Here is a 15,960-nt window from a genome sequence, read left to right as displayed (position 1 = left end):
TGCCGGTCGCGGCTCGCTAGCCTGGACGCATGGCTGACACGCACTACTTCGAGGACTTCGAGACGGGCCAGGTGTTCGTCACGCCCGGCAAGACGGTCACCGAGACCGACCTGGTGATGTTCGCGGCGCTCACGAACGACAACAACCAGCTGCACACGGATGCCGAGTTCGCGGCGCAGTCGCGCTTCGGGCGGCGGATCGTGAACGGGCTCTACGGGGCGTCGCTCGCCCTCGGCCTGATCGCGCGTACGGGCATGTTCGAGGGCAGCTCCGCCGCGCTGCTCGGCATCGACGGCTGGCGCTTCGCGGCCCCGGTGTTCATCGGGGACACGCTCACCTGCACCGTGGAGATCCTCGGCCTGCGTCTCACCTCGTCGGGCACGACGGGGGTCGTCGAGCGCCGCCTCACGCTGCGCAACCAGCACGGCGACACGGTGCAGTCCGGCCGGATGGACATGCTCATGCTCACCCGCCCGGTCAGCGGCTAGGCAGGCGGGATGCGGCAGACTGAGGGGATGAACCCGACCGAGAACCTCCGGGCCGCCCGCGACATCCTGATCGAGCACCGCGAGGACGCGGTCGCCGCCGAAGCCGCCTTCGCGTGGCCGGATGTGGGGGAGCAGTTCAACTGGGCCGTCGACTGGTTCGACGCCATCGCCGTCGGCAATGAGAAGACCGCGCTGTGGATCGTCGAGGAGGACGGCCGCGAGACGAGGGTGAGCTTCGACCGGATGCGCTGGCGATCCGACGAGGTGGCCGCCTGGCTTGCCGCGCAGGGCGTCGAACAGGGCGATCACGTGATGCTGATGCTCGGCAACCGGGTGGAGCTCTGGGAGTCGATGCTCGCCATCATGAAGCTCGGCGCCGTCATCCTGCCCACCACCACGCTGCTCTCGCCCGCCGACCTCGCCGACCGGCTGGAACGCGGACAGGTGAGCCACGTGATCGTGGATGCCGCCGACGTCGCCAAGTTCGACGGGCTCGACGGCGACTTCACCCGGATCGTGGTGGGAGCATCCGACGGCGGCCCGACCGGCGGCCCGACCGGTGGCCGACCCGACGGCTGGCTCGACTACGACGACTCCCTCGAGGGGATCGGCATCAGCCCCACGGTCCTGGTGCGCTCCGACGACCCGTGCTTGATCTACTTCACCTCCGGCACCACGTCCAAGCCCAAGATGGTGGTGCACACGCACGCCTCCTACCCGGTCGGGCACCTCTCCACGTCGTACTGGCTCGGGCTCCGGCCGGGCGACGTGCACCTCGCCATCAGCTCGCCCGGCTGGGGCAAGCACGCCTGGAGCTGCTTCTTCGCGCCGTGGAACGCCGAGGCCACGGTGTTCGTCTCCAACTACGCGCGCTTCGAGCCCGCCGCCCTGCTGCGCCGCCTCGACCAGGCGGAGGTCAGCACCTTCTGCGCCCCGCCGACGGTGTGGCGGATGCTCATCCAGGCCGATCTCGGAAAGAAGCCCCGCGCTCTCCGCGAAGCCCTCTCGGCCGGCGAGCCGCTGAATCCCGGTGTGATCTCCGCGGTGCAGGACGCCTGGGGCCTGACCATCCGTGACGGCTACGGTCAGACCGAGACCACGGCCCTGATCGCCAACACGCCGGGCGGGACGGTGGTGCCGGGCGCCATGGGGAGGGCCCTCCCCGGCGTGGCCATCGCGATCATCGATCCGGTGAGCGGTTCGCCGGCGACGACGGGGGAGATCTGCATCGACCTCTCGGTCGAGCCGGTGAACCTGATGGCGGGCTATCACTCCGACGAGGAGCGCACCGCGACGGCCCGCGCGGGCGGTTACTTCCACACCGGCGACGTGGCGGAGCGGTCCGACGACGGCACGATCACCTTCATCGGCCGCACCGACGACATCTTCAAATCGTCCGACTACAAGATCTCGCCGTTCGAGGTGGAAAGCGTTCTGCTGCGGCATCCGGCGGTCGCCGAGTCGGCGGTCGTGCCGGCTCCGGATGCGACGCGCCACACCGTCGTCAAGGCCTACGTCGCCCTCGCCGAGGGCTGGATGGCGGATGCCGCGACCGCGACCGCGATCTTCGACCACAGCCGCACGGAGCTCTCGGCCTTCGAGCGGGTGCGCCGGATCGAGTTCTTCGAGCTGCCGAAGACGATCTCGGGCAAGATCCGCCGGGTCGAGCTGCGCGAGCGCGAGCAGGCCGCCTACGACCGCGGCGAGGAGCTCGCCTCGGAGTGGCGCGGCGACCGGCTCTGACCTCGCCCCGTTCGTGATCGTGGGGCTCGGAATCACGGGGCTCGGGACGCTCGTCGATCGAGCAGGATCTGAGAAGCGAAGCACCGACAGGTGTCGATACCGTGGTGTCACAAGTTCGACGTCGAAGGGAAGGCACCTCATGACCGCAGCAGCCGGGTTCTCCGCCGAGGAGAAGGCCGCCATGAGAGATCGTGCGGCCGAGCTGAAGGCCGACGCGAAGCGCGGCAAGGCCGAGGAGAAGGCCGCCGCCGACGCCGCGACGATGCGCGAGAAGATCGAGGGCATGCCGCAGCCCGACCGCGGGATGGCCGAGCGCCTGCACGGGATCGTCGCCGAGGCCGCTCCCGACCTGCTGCCGAAGCTGTTCTACGGCCAGCCGGCCTGGACCCGCGGCGGCAAGCCCGTCGTCTTCTTCCGCAGCGGCCAGCAGGACAAGGAGCGATACAGCACCCTCGGCTTCAGCTCGCAGGCGAACCTCGACGACCCGAACGGCCTCTGGCCGACCTCCTACGCCCTCACCGAGATCACCGACGACACCGCGCCGACGATCGCCCGCCTCGTCGCCCGGGCGGCCGGCTGACGACGGTCGCGTCGCTCCCGCTCGTCCGCGTCACGACGATGCGGACGGCCTGATCCGGGGTGCGGCGGCGAAGAGCGCTCGGGTATACGGATGCTCGGGCCGGGCGAACACCTCGGCCGACGAGCCCTGCTCCACGATCCGCCCCTCCTTCATCACGGCGAGCCGGTCGCTCATGTGCTGCACCACGCCGAGGTCGTGCGAGATGAAGAGGTAGGCGACGCCGCGCTCGCGCTGCAGACGGTCGAGCAGATCGAGGATCTGCGCCTGGATCGAGACGTCCAGCGCCGAGACCGGTTCGTCGAGCACGATCACCCGCGGCTGCGGGGCGAGTGCCCGGGCGATGGAGACGCGCTGGCGCTGACCTCCCGAGAGCTGCAGTGGCCGAGCCTCGGCGGTGTCGGAGGAGAGGCCCACCTCGTGCAGCAGGCCGCCGACGCGCTCACGCACGCCGCCGCCGCCCGCGTTCTCCCCTCGCAGCGCATCCTCGAGGATCCGTCCCACGGTGAGTCGCGGGTCGAACGACGACAGTGCGTCTTGGTACACCGCGCCGAGCAGCGGCCGGCGGGAGCGCCGTTCGCGCTCGCGCAGCGGGGCCCACGCAGCGCCGTCGAGCGTCACCGTGCCGGCATCCGGAGCCGTCAGCCCCAGGATGATGCGTCCCAGCGTGGTCTTGCCCGACCCCGACTCGCCCACCAGGCCGAGCGTCGTGCCGGGGGCGATGGCGAGCGACACCTGATCGACCGCCGTGCGGGCCCCGAAGCGCTTGCTCACCGAGGCGACCTCCACGACGAGAGGCGGCGCATCGGCCGCAGTGCCCGGAGCCGCTGCCTCCCGCGCGGAGGTGGGTGCGGCGGCGGGCGGACGGGGCGCGCGGCCGGACACGCCCTCGAGGCCGCTGACCCCCCGGCTCACCGAGAGCGGTACCCCGCGCGGAACCCCCGTCGGAACCGCGCGCAGCAGCGTCTTCGTGTACTCGTGCTGCGGGTCGCCGAGCACCTGGGCGACCGGCCCCGACTCCACCACCCGTCCCGCACGCATCACGAGCACCTCGTCGGCGATCCGCGACACCACCGCGAGGTCGTGGCTGATGAACAGCAGCCCCGTCCCGCGCGCCTTGATGCTCTCGAACAGCTCGAGGATCTGCGCCTGCACCGTGCTGTCCAGCGCGGTCGTCGGCTCGTCGGCGATCAGCACCGCGGGGTCGGCGGCCAGCGCCGAGGCGATCAGCGCCCGCTGCCGCAGCCCGCCCGACAGCTCGCCCGAGCGCTGTCGCATCCGCTCGGCCGGCTCGGGCATCCCCACCGACTCGAGCAGTTCGAGCACCCGCCGCTGACGCTGCACCGGAGAGAGGTCGGTGTGCAGCCGCAGGGCGTCGCCGATCTCGCGCCCGATCGGCCGCAGCGGATCCAGCGACACCAGCGCATCCTGCACCACCAGCCCGATCTGCCGGCCCCGGATGCGCCGCCACGCCGCCGCCGGCAGCCCGCGTGCGGTCCCGTCCCGTCCGATCGGGCCGAGAACGGATGCTCCGCCCACCTCGAGCGCCTCGGCCGTCATCCACGACCCCGGCCCGGCCAGCCCCACCAGAGCCCGCGCCGTGACCGACTTGCCCGATCCGGACTCGCCCACGATCGCCACCGCCCGCCCTGCGTGCAGCTCGAACGACACCCCATCGACGACGGCCGGTCCCTGAGCGCGGCGCCCGCCCGCCCCGAACCCCACCCGCAGCCCCTCGACCCGCACCACCGGAGCGCTCACGAGGCCACTCCGGGCACGTGGCGCCGGGCGACCTGGCAGAAGTCGACGGTTTCGGTGCCGACTTGCCAGAAGTGGTGGCAAGTCGTGGGAGCCTGGGTGGGAAGACGCGCGCTCACCGCGGGCCCCGGCGCTGCAGGGCACGGCCGAGCACGGTGGCGGCCACGGCACTCAGCACGATCGCGAGGCCCGGGAAGAACGTCATCCACCAGGCCGTGGCCAGGTAGTTCTTGCCGGCGAACAGCATCGCGCCCCACTCGGCGGCGGGCGGCTCGGCGCCGAGCCCGAGGTAGCTCAGCGCGGCGGCCCACACGATCGCCTGCCCGACCCCGAGCGTGACGAGCACGAACACCGGCACGACCGCATTCGGCAGGATGTGCTGCACCAGGATGCGCCCGCGCGACCGCCCCAGAACCACCGCCGCCTCGATGTACGGCGCCGAGGCCACCGAGCGCGTCTGCGACCGGATGATCCGCGCGTACCCGGGCGCCGTCGCGAGTCCGACGGCGATCGTGGAGGTCACGATCCCCGGTCCGTAGACGGTGATCACGAGCAGCGCCAGCAGCAGCCCCGGGAACGCGAACAGCACCTCCAGCAGCCGGCTCACCCCGAAGTCGACGACCCGCCCACCGAGTGCGGCGGCGAGCCCCAGCACGAGCGCGAGCACGATGCCGATCGCCGTGGCGGCGACGCCGATCACGAGCGAGGGAGCCGCGCCGTGCACGACCCGCGTGTAGATGTCCCGCCCCGACTCGTCGGTGCCGAACGGATGCCCCCAGCGCGGCGAGAGAAAGGCCTGCGCCGGGTCGATGGCCAGCGGATCGCCGGGAGCCAGCACGCCCGGAAGCACCGCCGCGAGCAGCAGCACCGCCAGCACCCCGATCGCCCCCCACTGAGCGACCCCGAGCACACGAGCGCCGCGAGCGGCACCCGGGCCGCGCCCGATACCCGCGCGACCACCGCCGCGCGCCGGCAGTTCCACCAGCGTCGTCACAGCGCCACCCCCGCCCGGCGCAACCGCGGGTCGGCGAGCCGGGAGGCCGCATCCGTCGCCACCGTCATGATCACGTACCCGAGCGCCACCACCAGCACGACGCCCACCACGAGCGGCACGTCGCGCAGCTGCACCGCGTTCAGCAGCGTGCGCCCGAGCCCCGGCCGGGCGAAGATCGTCTCCACCACGACGGCGCCCGAGATGAGGAACCCGAAGGCCCATCCCGACAGGGCGATGCCGGGCAGCGACCCGTGCCGCAGCACGTGCCGCCAGCGCACGCCGTTCTCGCTCTCGCCGCGCGCCCGGGCCGACAGCACGAAGGGCGCGCTGAGCGCATCCAGCACCGATTCGCGCATCACCTGCCCGAGGAACCCCGCCAGCGGCAGCGCCAGCGTGAGCACCGGCAGCACGAGCCCCTCCGGCCCCGAGGTGCTCACCGCGGGGAACCAGCGCAGCGCCGTGCTGAACACCAGCACCAGAACGGTCGCCAGCCAGAAGTGCGGCACGGCGGCGGCCACGATCTCGAGCGTCGAGCCCACGGCGGCCGCGATCCGTCCGCCCCGCGTCGACCACACCGCGAGCCCGAGCGCGATGGTCCACGCCACGATCAGCGCGAGGGCGGCGAGCAGCAGCGTGCCGCCGATCTGCGCGCCGATCACCTCCGCCACCGGGCTCCGCAGCGAGTACGAGGTGCCGAGGTTGCCCGTGGCGAGCCGTGCGAGCTGAGCGAGGTACTGCACCCCGATCGGCTGGTCGAGCCCGTAGTCGGCCCGCACCTGCGCCAGCGCCTCGGCGCTCGCCTGCGATCCCGGCCCGCCGAGGATGGCCTGGGCCGGGTCGCCCGGGATCAGCCGCAGCCCGAAGAAGGTGAGCGTGGCCGCGGCCCACAGCACGAACAGCCCGCCTCCGATCCGGAGCAGGATGCCCCGCGCGACCCGCCACGCTCGCGACGCGCGCGAACGACGGAGTTCCGGCCCCGATGCCGTCGACGACGGAGCGGGGGCCCGAACCGCGGCTTCCACTCCGTCGTCACCGACCGTGTGCGTCATCCGGGCGCTACTGCACCCACGCGTCGGCGAGGTACGGCAGCTGCAGCGTCGGCAGCAGCGAGAGCCCCTGCACCGAGGTGCGGTAGCCGATCTTCTGCAGGTGGTCGTACAGCGGCAGCACGTAGGCGCCGTCGGAGAGGATCTTCTGCGCCTCGGCGTAGGCTTCGGCCCGCTCGTCGGCATCCGTCGTCTCGCCGGCCTCGGTCAGCAGGGCGTCGAGCTCGGGGATGTCGACGTGCGAGTGGTTCGGGTGGTATCCGCTCGGCGCCGGCTGGATGTTGGCGGAGTCGTAGAGGATGCGCAGCACGTCGGCCGAGTTCTTGGTGTAGATCGCGCTGGTGACCCCGAAGTCCCAGGCGGCGAGCGAGGCGTACCAGCTGGACAGGTCCAGCGGATGCAGCTGCACGTCGAAGCCCACCTCCTTGGTGGTGGCCTGGATCTGCTCGAACAGCGACTGTTCGGCCGGGATCGATTGGTTGGTCGAGATGGGGAAGTCGACCGTCAAGCGGGAACCGTCCTTCGTGCGGTAGCCGTCGGCGTCGCGGGTGGTCCAGCCGGCCTCGTCGAGCAGGGCGTTCGCCTTGTCGACGTCGATCGCGAAGTCGTCCTCGTAGGAGGCGCCGAAGGGGGTCGAGGTCGACAGCACCGAGTACGAGCGCTCGACCGTACCGAAGAACAGGCTCTCGATGCCGGGATTCACGTCGGCCGAGGCGATGAACGCCTTGCGGACGCGCTCGTCGTCGAAGGGCGCGTAGCCCGAATTCAGTTCCAGGCGGATGGATGCTCCGGGCAGCGCCCCCTGCAGAACGGCGAGGTCCTGAGACGAGGTGGCCGTCACCACGTTGTCGGGCTGCATCTCGTCGATGACGTCGACCTGGCCGGACTGCAGCGCCGCGAAGCGCGTGGCGGGATCGGGGATGAAGCGCCAGACGATCTTCTCGAGATAGGCGGGCCCTTCGTGGGCGGCTCCCGTGGGGGAGGAGTTGTACGACTCGTTGCGTACGAGCGTCACGTTGTCCTGCTTCGTCCAGCTCTCGACGGTGAAGGGGCCGGTGCCGATCGGGGCCTCGCAGTTCTCCTCCTGCGAGCGGGCGAGCCCGGCCGGCGACTCGATGGCCAGCCAGGTCTGCGCGAGCGACTCGAGCAGCGCGCTGTCAGGTTCGCTCAGCACGAACCGCACGGTGGTGGGGTCGACGACCTCGACGGAGGCCACCTTGCCGAGCGCGAGGATGGCGGTGGAGGATGCCGTGGCCGGGTCTTTCATGTGCTCGACGTTGGCCTTCACGGCTTCGGCGTCGAAGGGCGTGCCGTCGGTGAAGGTCACGTCGTCACGAAGCGTGATGTCCCAGCTCAGACCGTCGGCCGAGGGGGTGCCCGCCGTCGCGAGCCAGGGCACGATCGCGCCGTCGGCGTCCTGCGAGAACAGCGACTCGAGCACGTTGGTGCCGAGCAGCGCCTGCGGCATGTTGCCGCCCACGTGCGGGTCGAGGCAGGTCGGCTCGCCGAACCCGGTGGCGTAGGTGAGCGTGCCGCCGGCGACCGGCGTGCTCTCGGTGGCCGCGGGGGAGGCGCCCGCACAGCCCGCCAGCAGGATGGCGGTGGCGGCGGTCACCGCGAGGGCGGACAGGGTTCGTGATCGATGGCGGAGTGGCACTCTGGAGCTCGTCTCATGTGGAATGGTGGGAGGGCGATCTGCTGTGATCGTCACCAGTCTAATTGTTGGACTGGGTCTAGTTATTCCCTTCAGGAGATCACGCCATGGCCGGACGCCCCCGCGCCTCCTCCCAGCGGATGCTCGAAGAGGCCGCCAGCGAACTCTTCCTCGAGCAGGGCTACACCAAGACCACGATCGAGCAGATCACCCAGCGCGCCGGGGTGAGCCGCAACACCTTCTTCAACTACTTCGGCTCGAAGAGCGATCTGCTCTGGGTCGAGCTCGACGCCAGCCTCGCCGTGCTCGCCGAGGCGCTCGCCGCGGCGGCCGGCGAATCCTCTCCGCTCGAGGCGGTGGCCGGTGCTCTGCACGCGACCGCCGAGACCTTCACGGCCGAGCGTGCCCCGCTCGTGCTCACCCAGCACGAGGTGATGGGGATCGACGCCGAGCTGAAGGCGGCCGGGCTGGCGCGGGCCCTCGCGCACGCCGACGCGATAGAGCGGTTCCTGGCCGTGCGCCTGACCGGTCCGGATGCCGCACTCCGCGCACGGGCGACCGCGCTGGCGGTGCTCGGCGCCGCGGCGGCTGCGGTGGGGCGCTGGGCGGCCGACGGCCCCGAACGCGATCCCCTCGTCTCCTACGTCGACCGCGTGGTGGAACCGGCGCTCGCCGGATTCGCCGGCTGACGGCATCCGCCGCCCGGCTCAACCGGACGGGCCACCGGCGGGGCACGCCTCGGCGGGCGACGTGTCACAGTGTTACGGCGACATCGCGTCGATGACATCCGGCGGGCGGGCGCTCGTACGATTGAGGGATGAGCGCAACGCAGACCGAACCGGTCGTCCACATCCTGCACGAGAACGCCGAGTGGATCCCGCCGCTCGCGAAAGCCCTCGACGCAGCCGGTGTGGCGTACCGCGAATGGCCGCTGACCGGCGGGTCGATCGACCTCTCGGTCGAGCCGCCCGCGGGCGTCTTCTGGTCGCGCCTCAGCGCCTCGTCGCACACCCGCGGAAACGAGCACGCCAAGGAGTACGCCCGTGCGGTGCTGCGCTGGCTCGAGGCCTGGGGTCGCCGGGTCGTGAACGGATCGCGCGTGCTCGAGCTCGAGGTGAGCAAGGCCGCGCAGTACGCCGCGTTGCGAGCCGCCGGCTTCGACGTGCCGCACACCGTGGTGGTGTTCGGCCGCGACGACCTGAAGGTGCGTGCCCGCGACCTGGCCACGCCGTTCATCACCAAGCACAATCAGGGCGGCAAGGGGCTGGGCGTGCGCCGCTTCGACTCCGTCACCGAGTTCGACGCCTACGTCGACGGCCCCGACTTCGAGGAGCCGGTCGACGGCATCACCCTCCTGCAGGAGTACGTGCTGACCGCCGAGCCCTTCATCACCCGCGCCGAGTTCGTGGGCGGCCGCTTCGTCTACGCCGTGCGCGTGGACACCTCGGCCGGCTCGTTCGAGCTGTGCCCGGCCGAGGCCTGCGCGGTTCCGGAGCAGGGCTTCGCTCCCGCCGCCTGCGACGTGCCGGGATCGGGGGAGACGGATGCTGTGGGTGCGGCGCTCCCGGCCACCGGTCTCTTCCAGGAGCGCTTCGACATCGACGCCTCCACCCCGCTGATCGCGCGCCTCGAGGCCTTCCTCGCCGAGCAGGGCGTCGAGGTCGCCGGCGTCGAGTTCTTCGAGACCGCCGACGGCCGCCTCCTGCCCTACGACATCAACACCAACACGAACTACAACCCCGACGTCGAAGCCGTCTCCGCGCGCCCGGCGACCGCCGCCCTGGCGCAGTTCCTCGGCGCCGAACTCGCCGCGCGATACGAGCCCGCCGCGGTCTGACGCGCATCCTGTCGCCATCGGTTAGAATCGACTCCGAAACGACTGTGAACCGGCCATCACCGGGGAGTCTTCGGAAGAACGGCACGTGCGCGCGAGCACACGGGCCCAGTAGAACCGAACGGGTCGGGCCCGTCACAGCCTAAGAACGAGCGGTCTCCCGCGGTCCCGACAGGGCGAACGGGTGGTCAGCGAGGTGGTACCACGGTGGGGGCGCGAGCCCGATCCGTCCTCGTGGAACAGGCAGCAGCAGCATCCAGCCCGTCCAGGAGCATCATGACGTACCCCAAAGACCCCGACGACTTCTCATCCGTCGTCCCCTCGCCGAGCTTCCCCGAGGTCGAGCAGGGCGTGCTCGGCTTCTGGAAGGCGGATGACACGTTCCGCGCGTCCATCGCCAATCGCGAAGGCGGCGACGAGTGGGTGTTCTACGACGGCCCGCCGTTCGCCAACGGCCTGCCGCACTACGGGCACCTGCTCACCGGCTACGCCAAGGACGTGTTCCCGCGCTTCCAGACCATGCGCGGCAAGAAGGTCGACCGCCGCTTCGGCTGGGACACGCACGGCCTGCCCGCCGAGCTAGAGGCGATGAAGCAGCTCGGCATCACCGAGAAGAGCCAGATCGAGGAGATGGGCGTCGAGGTGTTCAACGCCGCCTCCCGCGAGTCGGTGCTGCGCTACACCAAGGAGTGGCAGGAGTACGTCACCCGCCAGGCGCGCTGGGTCGACTTCGACAACGACTACAAGACGCTCGACATCACGTTCATGGAGAGCGTGCTCTGGGCCTTCAAGCAGCTGCACACCAAGGGCCTCGCCTACGAGGGCTACCGGGTGCTGCCCTATTGCTGGAAGGACGAGACGCCGCTCTCGAACCACGAGCTGCGGATGGACGACGACGTCTACAAGATGCGTCAAGACCAGACGGTCACCGTGACCTTCCCGCTGGTGGGCTCGCGCGCCGAGGCGCTCGGCCTCACCGCCGTGCGCGCACTGGCCTGGACGACCACGCCCTGGACGCTGCCCACCAACCTCGCCCTCGCCGTCGGGCCCTCTATCGAGTACGCCGTGCTGCCGGCCGGTCCCAACGGGACGCTCGACTCCGAGGTCTCCCGGGAGGACGCATCCGGAGCCGCGCACACCGTGCTCGGAGCCGAGTACCTGCTGGCGATCGACCTGGTGGGCAACTACGCCAAAGACCTCGGCTACGACTCGGCCGAGGAGGCGAAGGCCGCGGTCTCCCGCACCATCACGGGCCGCGACCTCGAAGGCGTCGCCTACGACCGGCTCTGGGACCACTACGCCGACACCGAGAAGTACGGCACGCAGAACGCGTGGCAGATCCTGGTGGCCGACTACGTCTCCACCAGCGACGGCACCGGCATCGTGCACCAGGCCCCCGCCTACGGTGAGGAAGACCAGAAGGTCTGCGAGGCCGCGGGCATCCCCGTGGTCATCTCGGTCGACGACGGCGGCCGCTTCCTTTCCAGCGTGCCCGAGGTCGAGGGCCTGCAGGTCTTCGATGCCAACAAGCCGCTCACCCAGCTGCTCAAGGCGCAGGGCCGGCTCATCCGCCAGGCCAGCTACGAGCACAGCTACCCGCACTGCTGGCGCTGCCGCAACCCCCTCATCTACAAGGCCGTCTCGAGCTGGTTCGTGCGGGTGAGCACCATCCGCGACCGCATGGAGCAGCTCAACCAGCAGATCGAGTGGGTTCCCGAGAACGTGAAGGAGGGGCAGTTCGGCAAGTGGGTCTCCGGCGCCCGCGACTGGTCGATCTCGCGCAACCGCTACTGGGGCTCGCCCATCCCGATCTGGAAGAGCGACGACCCGAACCACCCGCGCACCGACGTGTACGGCTCGCTGGCCGAGCTCGAGGCCGACTTCGGCCGCCTGCCGCTGAACCGCGACGGCCAGCCGGATCTGCACCGCCCCTTCATCGACGACCTCACCCGCCCGAACCCCGACGACCCCACGGGGAAGTCGACCATGCGCCGGATCGAGGACGTGTTCGACGTCTGGTTCGACTCGGGCTCGATGCCGTTCGCCCAGGTGCACTACCCGTTCGAGAACCAGGACTGGTTCGCCACGCACAGCCCCGCCGACTTCATCGTGGAGTACATCGGGCAGACCCGCGGCTGGTTCTACGTGATGCACGTGCTGTCGACCGCGCTGTTCGACCGCCCGGCGTTCAAGAACGTGATCAGCCACGGCATCGTGCTGGGCTCCGATGGGCAGAAGATGTCGAAGTCGCTGCGCAACTACCCCGACGTCTCCGAGGTCTTCGACCGCGACGGCTCGGATGCGATGCGCTGGTTCCTGATGTCGTCGTCCGTCTTGCGCGGCGGCAACCTCATCGTCACCGAGGAGGGCATCCGCCAGGGCGTTCGCGAAGTGCTGCTGCCGCTGTGGAGCACCTATTACTTCTTCACCCTCTACGCGAACTCGGCGAAGGACGGCGGCTACGACGCCCAGTGGCGCACCGACTCCACCGACGTGCTCGACCGGTACCTGTTGGCCAAGACCCGCGAGCTGATCCAGGATGCGACGGCCGACCTCGAGCAGCTGGATGCGACGCTCGCCTCGGCGAAGCTGCGTGACTTCGCCGACGTGCTCACCAACTGGTACGTGCGCCGTTCGCGCGACCGGTTCTGGTCGGGCGACGACCGTGACGCCTTCGACACGCTCTTCACGGTGCTCGAGACGGTCACGCGGGTCGCGGCCCCGCTGCTGCCGCTCGTCTCCGACGCGATCTGGAAGGGCCTCACCGGCGGGCGCAGCGTGCACCTCACCGACTGGCCCGACGCGAACCTGTTCCCGGCCGACCCCGGGCTGGTGCACACCATGGACACCGTGCGCGCCATCTCGTCCACCGTGCTCTCGCTGCGCAAGCAGGCCGGCCTCCGCGTGCGGCTGCCGCTCGCCACGCTCACGATCGTGGCCGACGACGCGGCGGCGCTCGGCCAGTTCGAGGGCATCCTGAAAGACGAGCTGAACGTCAAGGCGGTGCGCCTGGTCGACCAGTCCGAGTCCAGCGCGGCCGAGTTCGGCGTCACCTCGCGGCTCACCGTCAACGCCCGGGTCGCCGGTCCGCGCCTCGGCAAGACGGTGCAGCAGGCCATCCAGGGCGCGCGCAGCGGCCAGTGGTCCGAGGCGAACGGCGTGGTCACCTCCGGCGGCATCGAGCTGCTCGAGGGGGAGTACGAGCTCGTGCTCGAGGCCTCGGCCGATGCATCCGGAGTCGACGGAGCCTCCAGCGCCCTCGCGCTGCTTCCGGGTGGCGGCTTCGTGCTGCTGGACACCACCCTCACGCCCGCTCTCGAGGCCGAGGGGCTCGCCCGCGACGTCATCCGGGCGGTTCAGGATGCGCGCAAGTCGGCGGGCTTCGAGGTGAGCGATCGCATCGCCCTCGACCTGGTGTTCTTCGCCGACGCCGATGCCGACGCCGTGCGCGCCGCATCCGGGGTCGTCGACATCGCGGGGGAGACGCTCGCCGTCGACTTCACCGTGCACGCGCCGGCCACCTCGGCAGCGGTCGAAGCCAACCGCGAGGTGCTCGCCAGCGAGTGGCTGCCCGCGGTCACCGCCAAGGCGCCCGAGCACTTCGCGCGGATCGCCGGCGGAAAATACGCCAACCAGGATGAGTTCCTCATCGCCGTGAGCCGGAAGTCGGTGACCCAGAATGTCTGACAACTTCTTCGGAGGCGACTTCGGTCCGCCGGCTGACGACCCGAACGAACCCGAGAACGACGGGGTGAACATCCCGCGGCCCGACGACGACTTCGACGGGGTGGGGCTGGATGCGCCGGACGAGTTCGTCGAGGAGGGCGACGCGGTCTACGCCGCCCTGCTCGCGCGACTCGGCGAGGCCTCGCCCGAGCCGCGCCTCTCGGCGACGCGCCGGGCCGTCGAGCTGCTGGGCGACCCGCAGCGCAGCTATCCGATCATCCACATCACCGGAACCAATGGCAAGACCTCGACCAGCCGCATCACCGAGAGCCTCTTGCGGGCACTGGGCCTGCGCACAGGCCTCTTCACGAGCCCGCACCTGGAGCGCCTGAACGAGCGCATCATGATCGACGGCTCGCCGATCTCCAACGAGGCCCTCGCCGCCAACTGGGCCGACATCGAGCCGTTCCTCGGCATCATCGACGCTGAGCTGGAAGCCGAGGGCGAAGCGCGCCTGACCTTCTTCGAGGCGCTCTCGGTGCTCGCCTTCGCCTGCTTCGCGGATGCGCCCGTCGACGTCGCGGTGATCGAGGTGGGGATGGGCGGCGAGTGGGACTCCACCAACGTCGCCGACGGTCAGGTCGCGGTCATCACACCGATCTCCCTCGACCACACCGCCCGACTCGGCAACACCGTGGCCGAGATCGCACGCACCAAGTCGGGCATCGTCAAGCCGGCCGCGCAGGTGGTCAGCGCCGTGCAGCCGGCCGAGGCGCTGGCCGAGCTGCAGCGGGCCGCCGAGCTCACCGAGTCGACCTTCGCGGTCGAGGGCGAGCAGTTCCGGCTGCTCGAGTCGAAGGTCGCCGTCGGCGGGCAGCTGGTGTCGATCCAGGGGCTCGCGGGGCGCTACGACGAGCTGTTCCTGCCGCTCTACGGCAACCACCAGGGTCACAACGCGGCGGTCGCCGTGGCGGCGGTGGAGTCGTTCCTCGGCGGTGGCACGCAGGCGCTCGTCGACGACATCGTCACCGAGGGCTTCGCCACGGTCACCTCGCCCGGCCGCCTGCAGCTGGTCGGCGTCGAGCCGACGGTGCTGGTGGATGCGGCCCACAACCCGGGCGGCGCGCAGGCGCTGGCGGCGGCCGTCACCGAGTACTTCACCTTCGACAAGGTGATCGCCGTGATCGCGGTGCTCGCCGACAAAGACGTGGAGGGCATCATCCGCGCCCTCGACCCCGTGGTCGACGAGTTCGTCGTCACCTCGTCGACGTCCGACCGCGCCATCGATCCCGACGAGCTGGCTTCGATCGTGGTGGGCATCGCGGGCGCCGACCGGGTGCTGGTGGAGCACTCGCTCGAGGCCGCTCTCGACGAGGCGCGCAGTCTCGCGGGGGATTCGGAGAAGGGTGCGGTGCTGGTCACCGGGTCGATCACCCTCGTCGGTGAGGTCATCACCCTCGCCGAGCGCGAGGGCTGGAAGGGTGAGAGCACCGGCGGGGCCGGCTCGTGAGAGGCTCATCCCTCCGGCAGAGCCTCGCCTCGATCATCCTCGTGTTCGAGGCGGTCGTGATGTTCTTCGCGGCCTTGACGATCTTCGGCCTGAAGGCGCTGCCGGCGGGCCTCGCGCTCGGCGGCGGTGCGGCCGTGTGCGTGCTGCTGATGCTGAACGCCGGGCTGATCATGCGCTTCAATCGCGGCTACATCCTGGGCTGGGTGCTGCAGGCGGTCATCGTGGCGGCGTGCTTCCTGGTGCCGATGCTCGCCATCGTCGCCGTGATCTTCATCGGCCTCTGGGTCTACGCCATGATCAAGGGCGCCCGGGTCGATCGCGAGAAGGCGGCCTGGCTGGCGGCTCAAGCCGAGGAGGCGCCGCCGGCGCCCTGAGCTCCGGATGCCGGCGCCGCAGTGCCGCCACAGCATCCTCGAATTCGGGGTCGATCGCCGCGCCCGTCAGGAACTCCCCGATCTCCTCGAGGCACTCGCCGTTCATCTCCTCTCGTTCGCAGAGGTGCTCGACCGCCCAGAGGCCCGCCCGTCGCATCCGTCCGCTGCTGAGGGCCAGCTCGAGCGGAAAGCATCCGAAGTCCCGCACCGCGTGACAGAGCACGCGGATGTCGGCGCCGAATCGCTCGTCGTCGGCGCCGCAGCTCATCGGTCAGTTGTACCATTAATGAGCAATGGTCACACTCATCGCTCCCCG

12 protein-coding genes are annotated in these 15,960 nt (G+C 70.6%); 8 read left to right on the top strand and 4 right to left on the bottom strand.

The features are described from left to right. Window positions 1–29 precede the first annotated feature (29 nt). The 3 genes from ACN4JJ_RS14050 to ACN4JJ_RS14040 all read left to right on the top strand — a co-directional run bounded on the left by ACN4JJ_RS14050 (window position 30) and on the right by ACN4JJ_RS14040 (window position 2,811). Entirely contained in the window at window positions 30–488 is a 459-nt protein-coding gene (locus ACN4JJ_RS14050; RefSeq protein ID WP_440710509.1) for a MaoC/PaaZ C-terminal domain-containing protein, read from the top strand. Between the two features lie 27 nt (window positions 489–515). Then, a complete protein-coding gene (locus tag ACN4JJ_RS14045) occupies window positions 516–2,231 on the top strand; it encodes an AMP-binding protein (protein WP_440710508.1) in 1,716 nt (571 codons plus the stop codon). A gap of 139 nt (window positions 2,232–2,370) precedes the next feature. Next, window positions 2,371–2,811 (top strand): DUF1801 domain-containing protein, encoded by a 441-nt coding sequence (locus tag ACN4JJ_RS14040; RefSeq protein WP_440710507.1) that lies wholly within the window; start codon window positions 2,371–2,373, stop codon window positions 2,809–2,811. Between the two features lie 30 nt (window positions 2,812–2,841). Here ACN4JJ_RS14040 and ACN4JJ_RS14035 read toward each other — a convergent pair whose 3' ends face one another. From ACN4JJ_RS14035 to ACN4JJ_RS14020, 4 genes are all read right to left on the bottom strand, one after another. Then, window positions 2,842–4,569 (bottom strand): dipeptide ABC transporter ATP-binding protein, encoded by a 1,728-nt coding sequence (locus ACN4JJ_RS14035; RefSeq protein ID WP_440710506.1) that lies wholly within the window; start codon window positions 4,567–4,569, stop codon window positions 2,842–2,844. Between the two features lie 112 nt (window positions 4,570–4,681). Next, window positions 4,682–5,476, bottom strand: a complete 795-nt coding sequence (locus tag ACN4JJ_RS14030; RefSeq protein WP_440710829.1) for an ABC transporter permease — start codon at window positions 5,474–5,476, stop codon at window positions 4,682–4,684. An 80-nt stretch (window positions 5,477–5,556) separates the two neighbouring features. After that, window positions 5,557–6,609 (bottom strand): ABC transporter permease, encoded by a 1,053-nt coding sequence (locus ACN4JJ_RS14025; protein ID WP_440710505.1) that lies wholly within the window; start codon window positions 6,607–6,609, stop codon window positions 5,557–5,559. Between the two features lie 7 nt (window positions 6,610–6,616). After that, window positions 6,617–8,221 (bottom strand): ABC transporter substrate-binding protein, encoded by a 1,605-nt coding sequence (locus ACN4JJ_RS14020; protein WP_440710504.1) that lies wholly within the window; start codon window positions 8,219–8,221, stop codon window positions 6,617–6,619. 146 nt (window positions 8,222–8,367) lie between these two features. Between ACN4JJ_RS14020 and ACN4JJ_RS14015 the strand changes: the two genes are divergently transcribed. From ACN4JJ_RS14015 to ACN4JJ_RS13995, 5 genes are all read left to right on the top strand, one after another. Then, the gene (locus ACN4JJ_RS14015) at window positions 8,368–8,949 is read left to right on the top strand and encodes a TetR/AcrR family transcriptional regulator (RefSeq protein WP_440710503.1); all 582 of its coding nucleotides are present in this window, start codon (window positions 8,368–8,370) and stop codon (window positions 8,947–8,949) included. A 128-nt stretch (window positions 8,950–9,077) separates the two neighbouring features. Continuing rightward, window positions 9,078–10,097, top strand: coding sequence for an ATP-grasp domain-containing protein (locus ACN4JJ_RS14010; RefSeq protein ID WP_440710502.1), 1,020 nt, complete (start codon window positions 9,078–9,080; stop codon window positions 10,095–10,097). A gap of 273 nt (window positions 10,098–10,370) precedes the next feature. Continuing rightward, complete coding sequence (gene ileS / locus ACN4JJ_RS14005; RefSeq protein ID WP_440710501.1) at window positions 10,371–13,781, top strand: isoleucine--tRNA ligase; 3,411 nt, start codon at window positions 10,371–10,373, stop codon at window positions 13,779–13,781. Further along, window positions 13,774–15,270, top strand: coding sequence for a bifunctional folylpolyglutamate synthase/dihydrofolate synthase (locus tag ACN4JJ_RS14000; RefSeq protein WP_440710500.1), 1,497 nt, complete (start codon window positions 13,774–13,776; stop codon window positions 15,268–15,270). Before ileS ends, ACN4JJ_RS14000 begins: the two co-directional genes overlap by 8 nt. Then, complete coding sequence (locus ACN4JJ_RS13995; RefSeq protein ID WP_440710499.1) at window positions 15,267–15,644, top strand: DUF4233 domain-containing protein; 378 nt, start codon at window positions 15,267–15,269, stop codon at window positions 15,642–15,644. The genes ACN4JJ_RS14000 and ACN4JJ_RS13995 overlap by 4 nt, the downstream gene beginning before the upstream one ends. Window positions 15,645–15,960 lie beyond the last annotated feature (316 nt).

Origin of the sequence: Herbiconiux dendrobii, assembly GCF_052048175.1 — a bacterium.
Classification (GTDB): Bacteria; Actinomycetota; Actinomycetes; order Actinomycetales; family Microbacteriaceae; genus Herbiconiux.
This window is presented reverse-complemented; position numbering and strand designations above follow the sequence as displayed.

Coding starts and splice junctions, on each gene's coding strand:
- ACN4JJ_RS14025 (WP_440710505.1), bottom strand. CDS start 6,609: ATGACGCACACGGTCGGTGACGACGGAGTGGAAGCCGCGGTTCGGGCC.
- ileS (WP_440710501.1), top strand. CDS start 10,371: ATGACGTACCCCAAAGACCCCGACGACTTCTCATCCGTCGTCCCCTCG.
- ACN4JJ_RS14050 (WP_440710509.1), top strand. CDS start 30: ATGGCTGACACGCACTACTTCGAGGACTTCGAGACGGGCCAGGTGTTC.
- ACN4JJ_RS14010 (WP_440710502.1), top strand. CDS start 9,078: ATGAGCGCAACGCAGACCGAACCGGTCGTCCACATCCTGCACGAGAAC.
- ACN4JJ_RS14040 (WP_440710507.1), top strand. CDS start 2,371: ATGACCGCAGCAGCCGGGTTCTCCGCCGAGGAGAAGGCCGCCATGAGA.
- ACN4JJ_RS14045 (WP_440710508.1), top strand. CDS start 516: ATGAACCCGACCGAGAACCTCCGGGCCGCCCGCGACATCCTGATCGAG.
- ACN4JJ_RS14015 (WP_440710503.1), top strand. CDS start 8,368: ATGGCCGGACGCCCCCGCGCCTCCTCCCAGCGGATGCTCGAAGAGGCC.
- ACN4JJ_RS14000 (WP_440710500.1), top strand. CDS start 13,774: ATGTCTGACAACTTCTTCGGAGGCGACTTCGGTCCGCCGGCTGACGAC.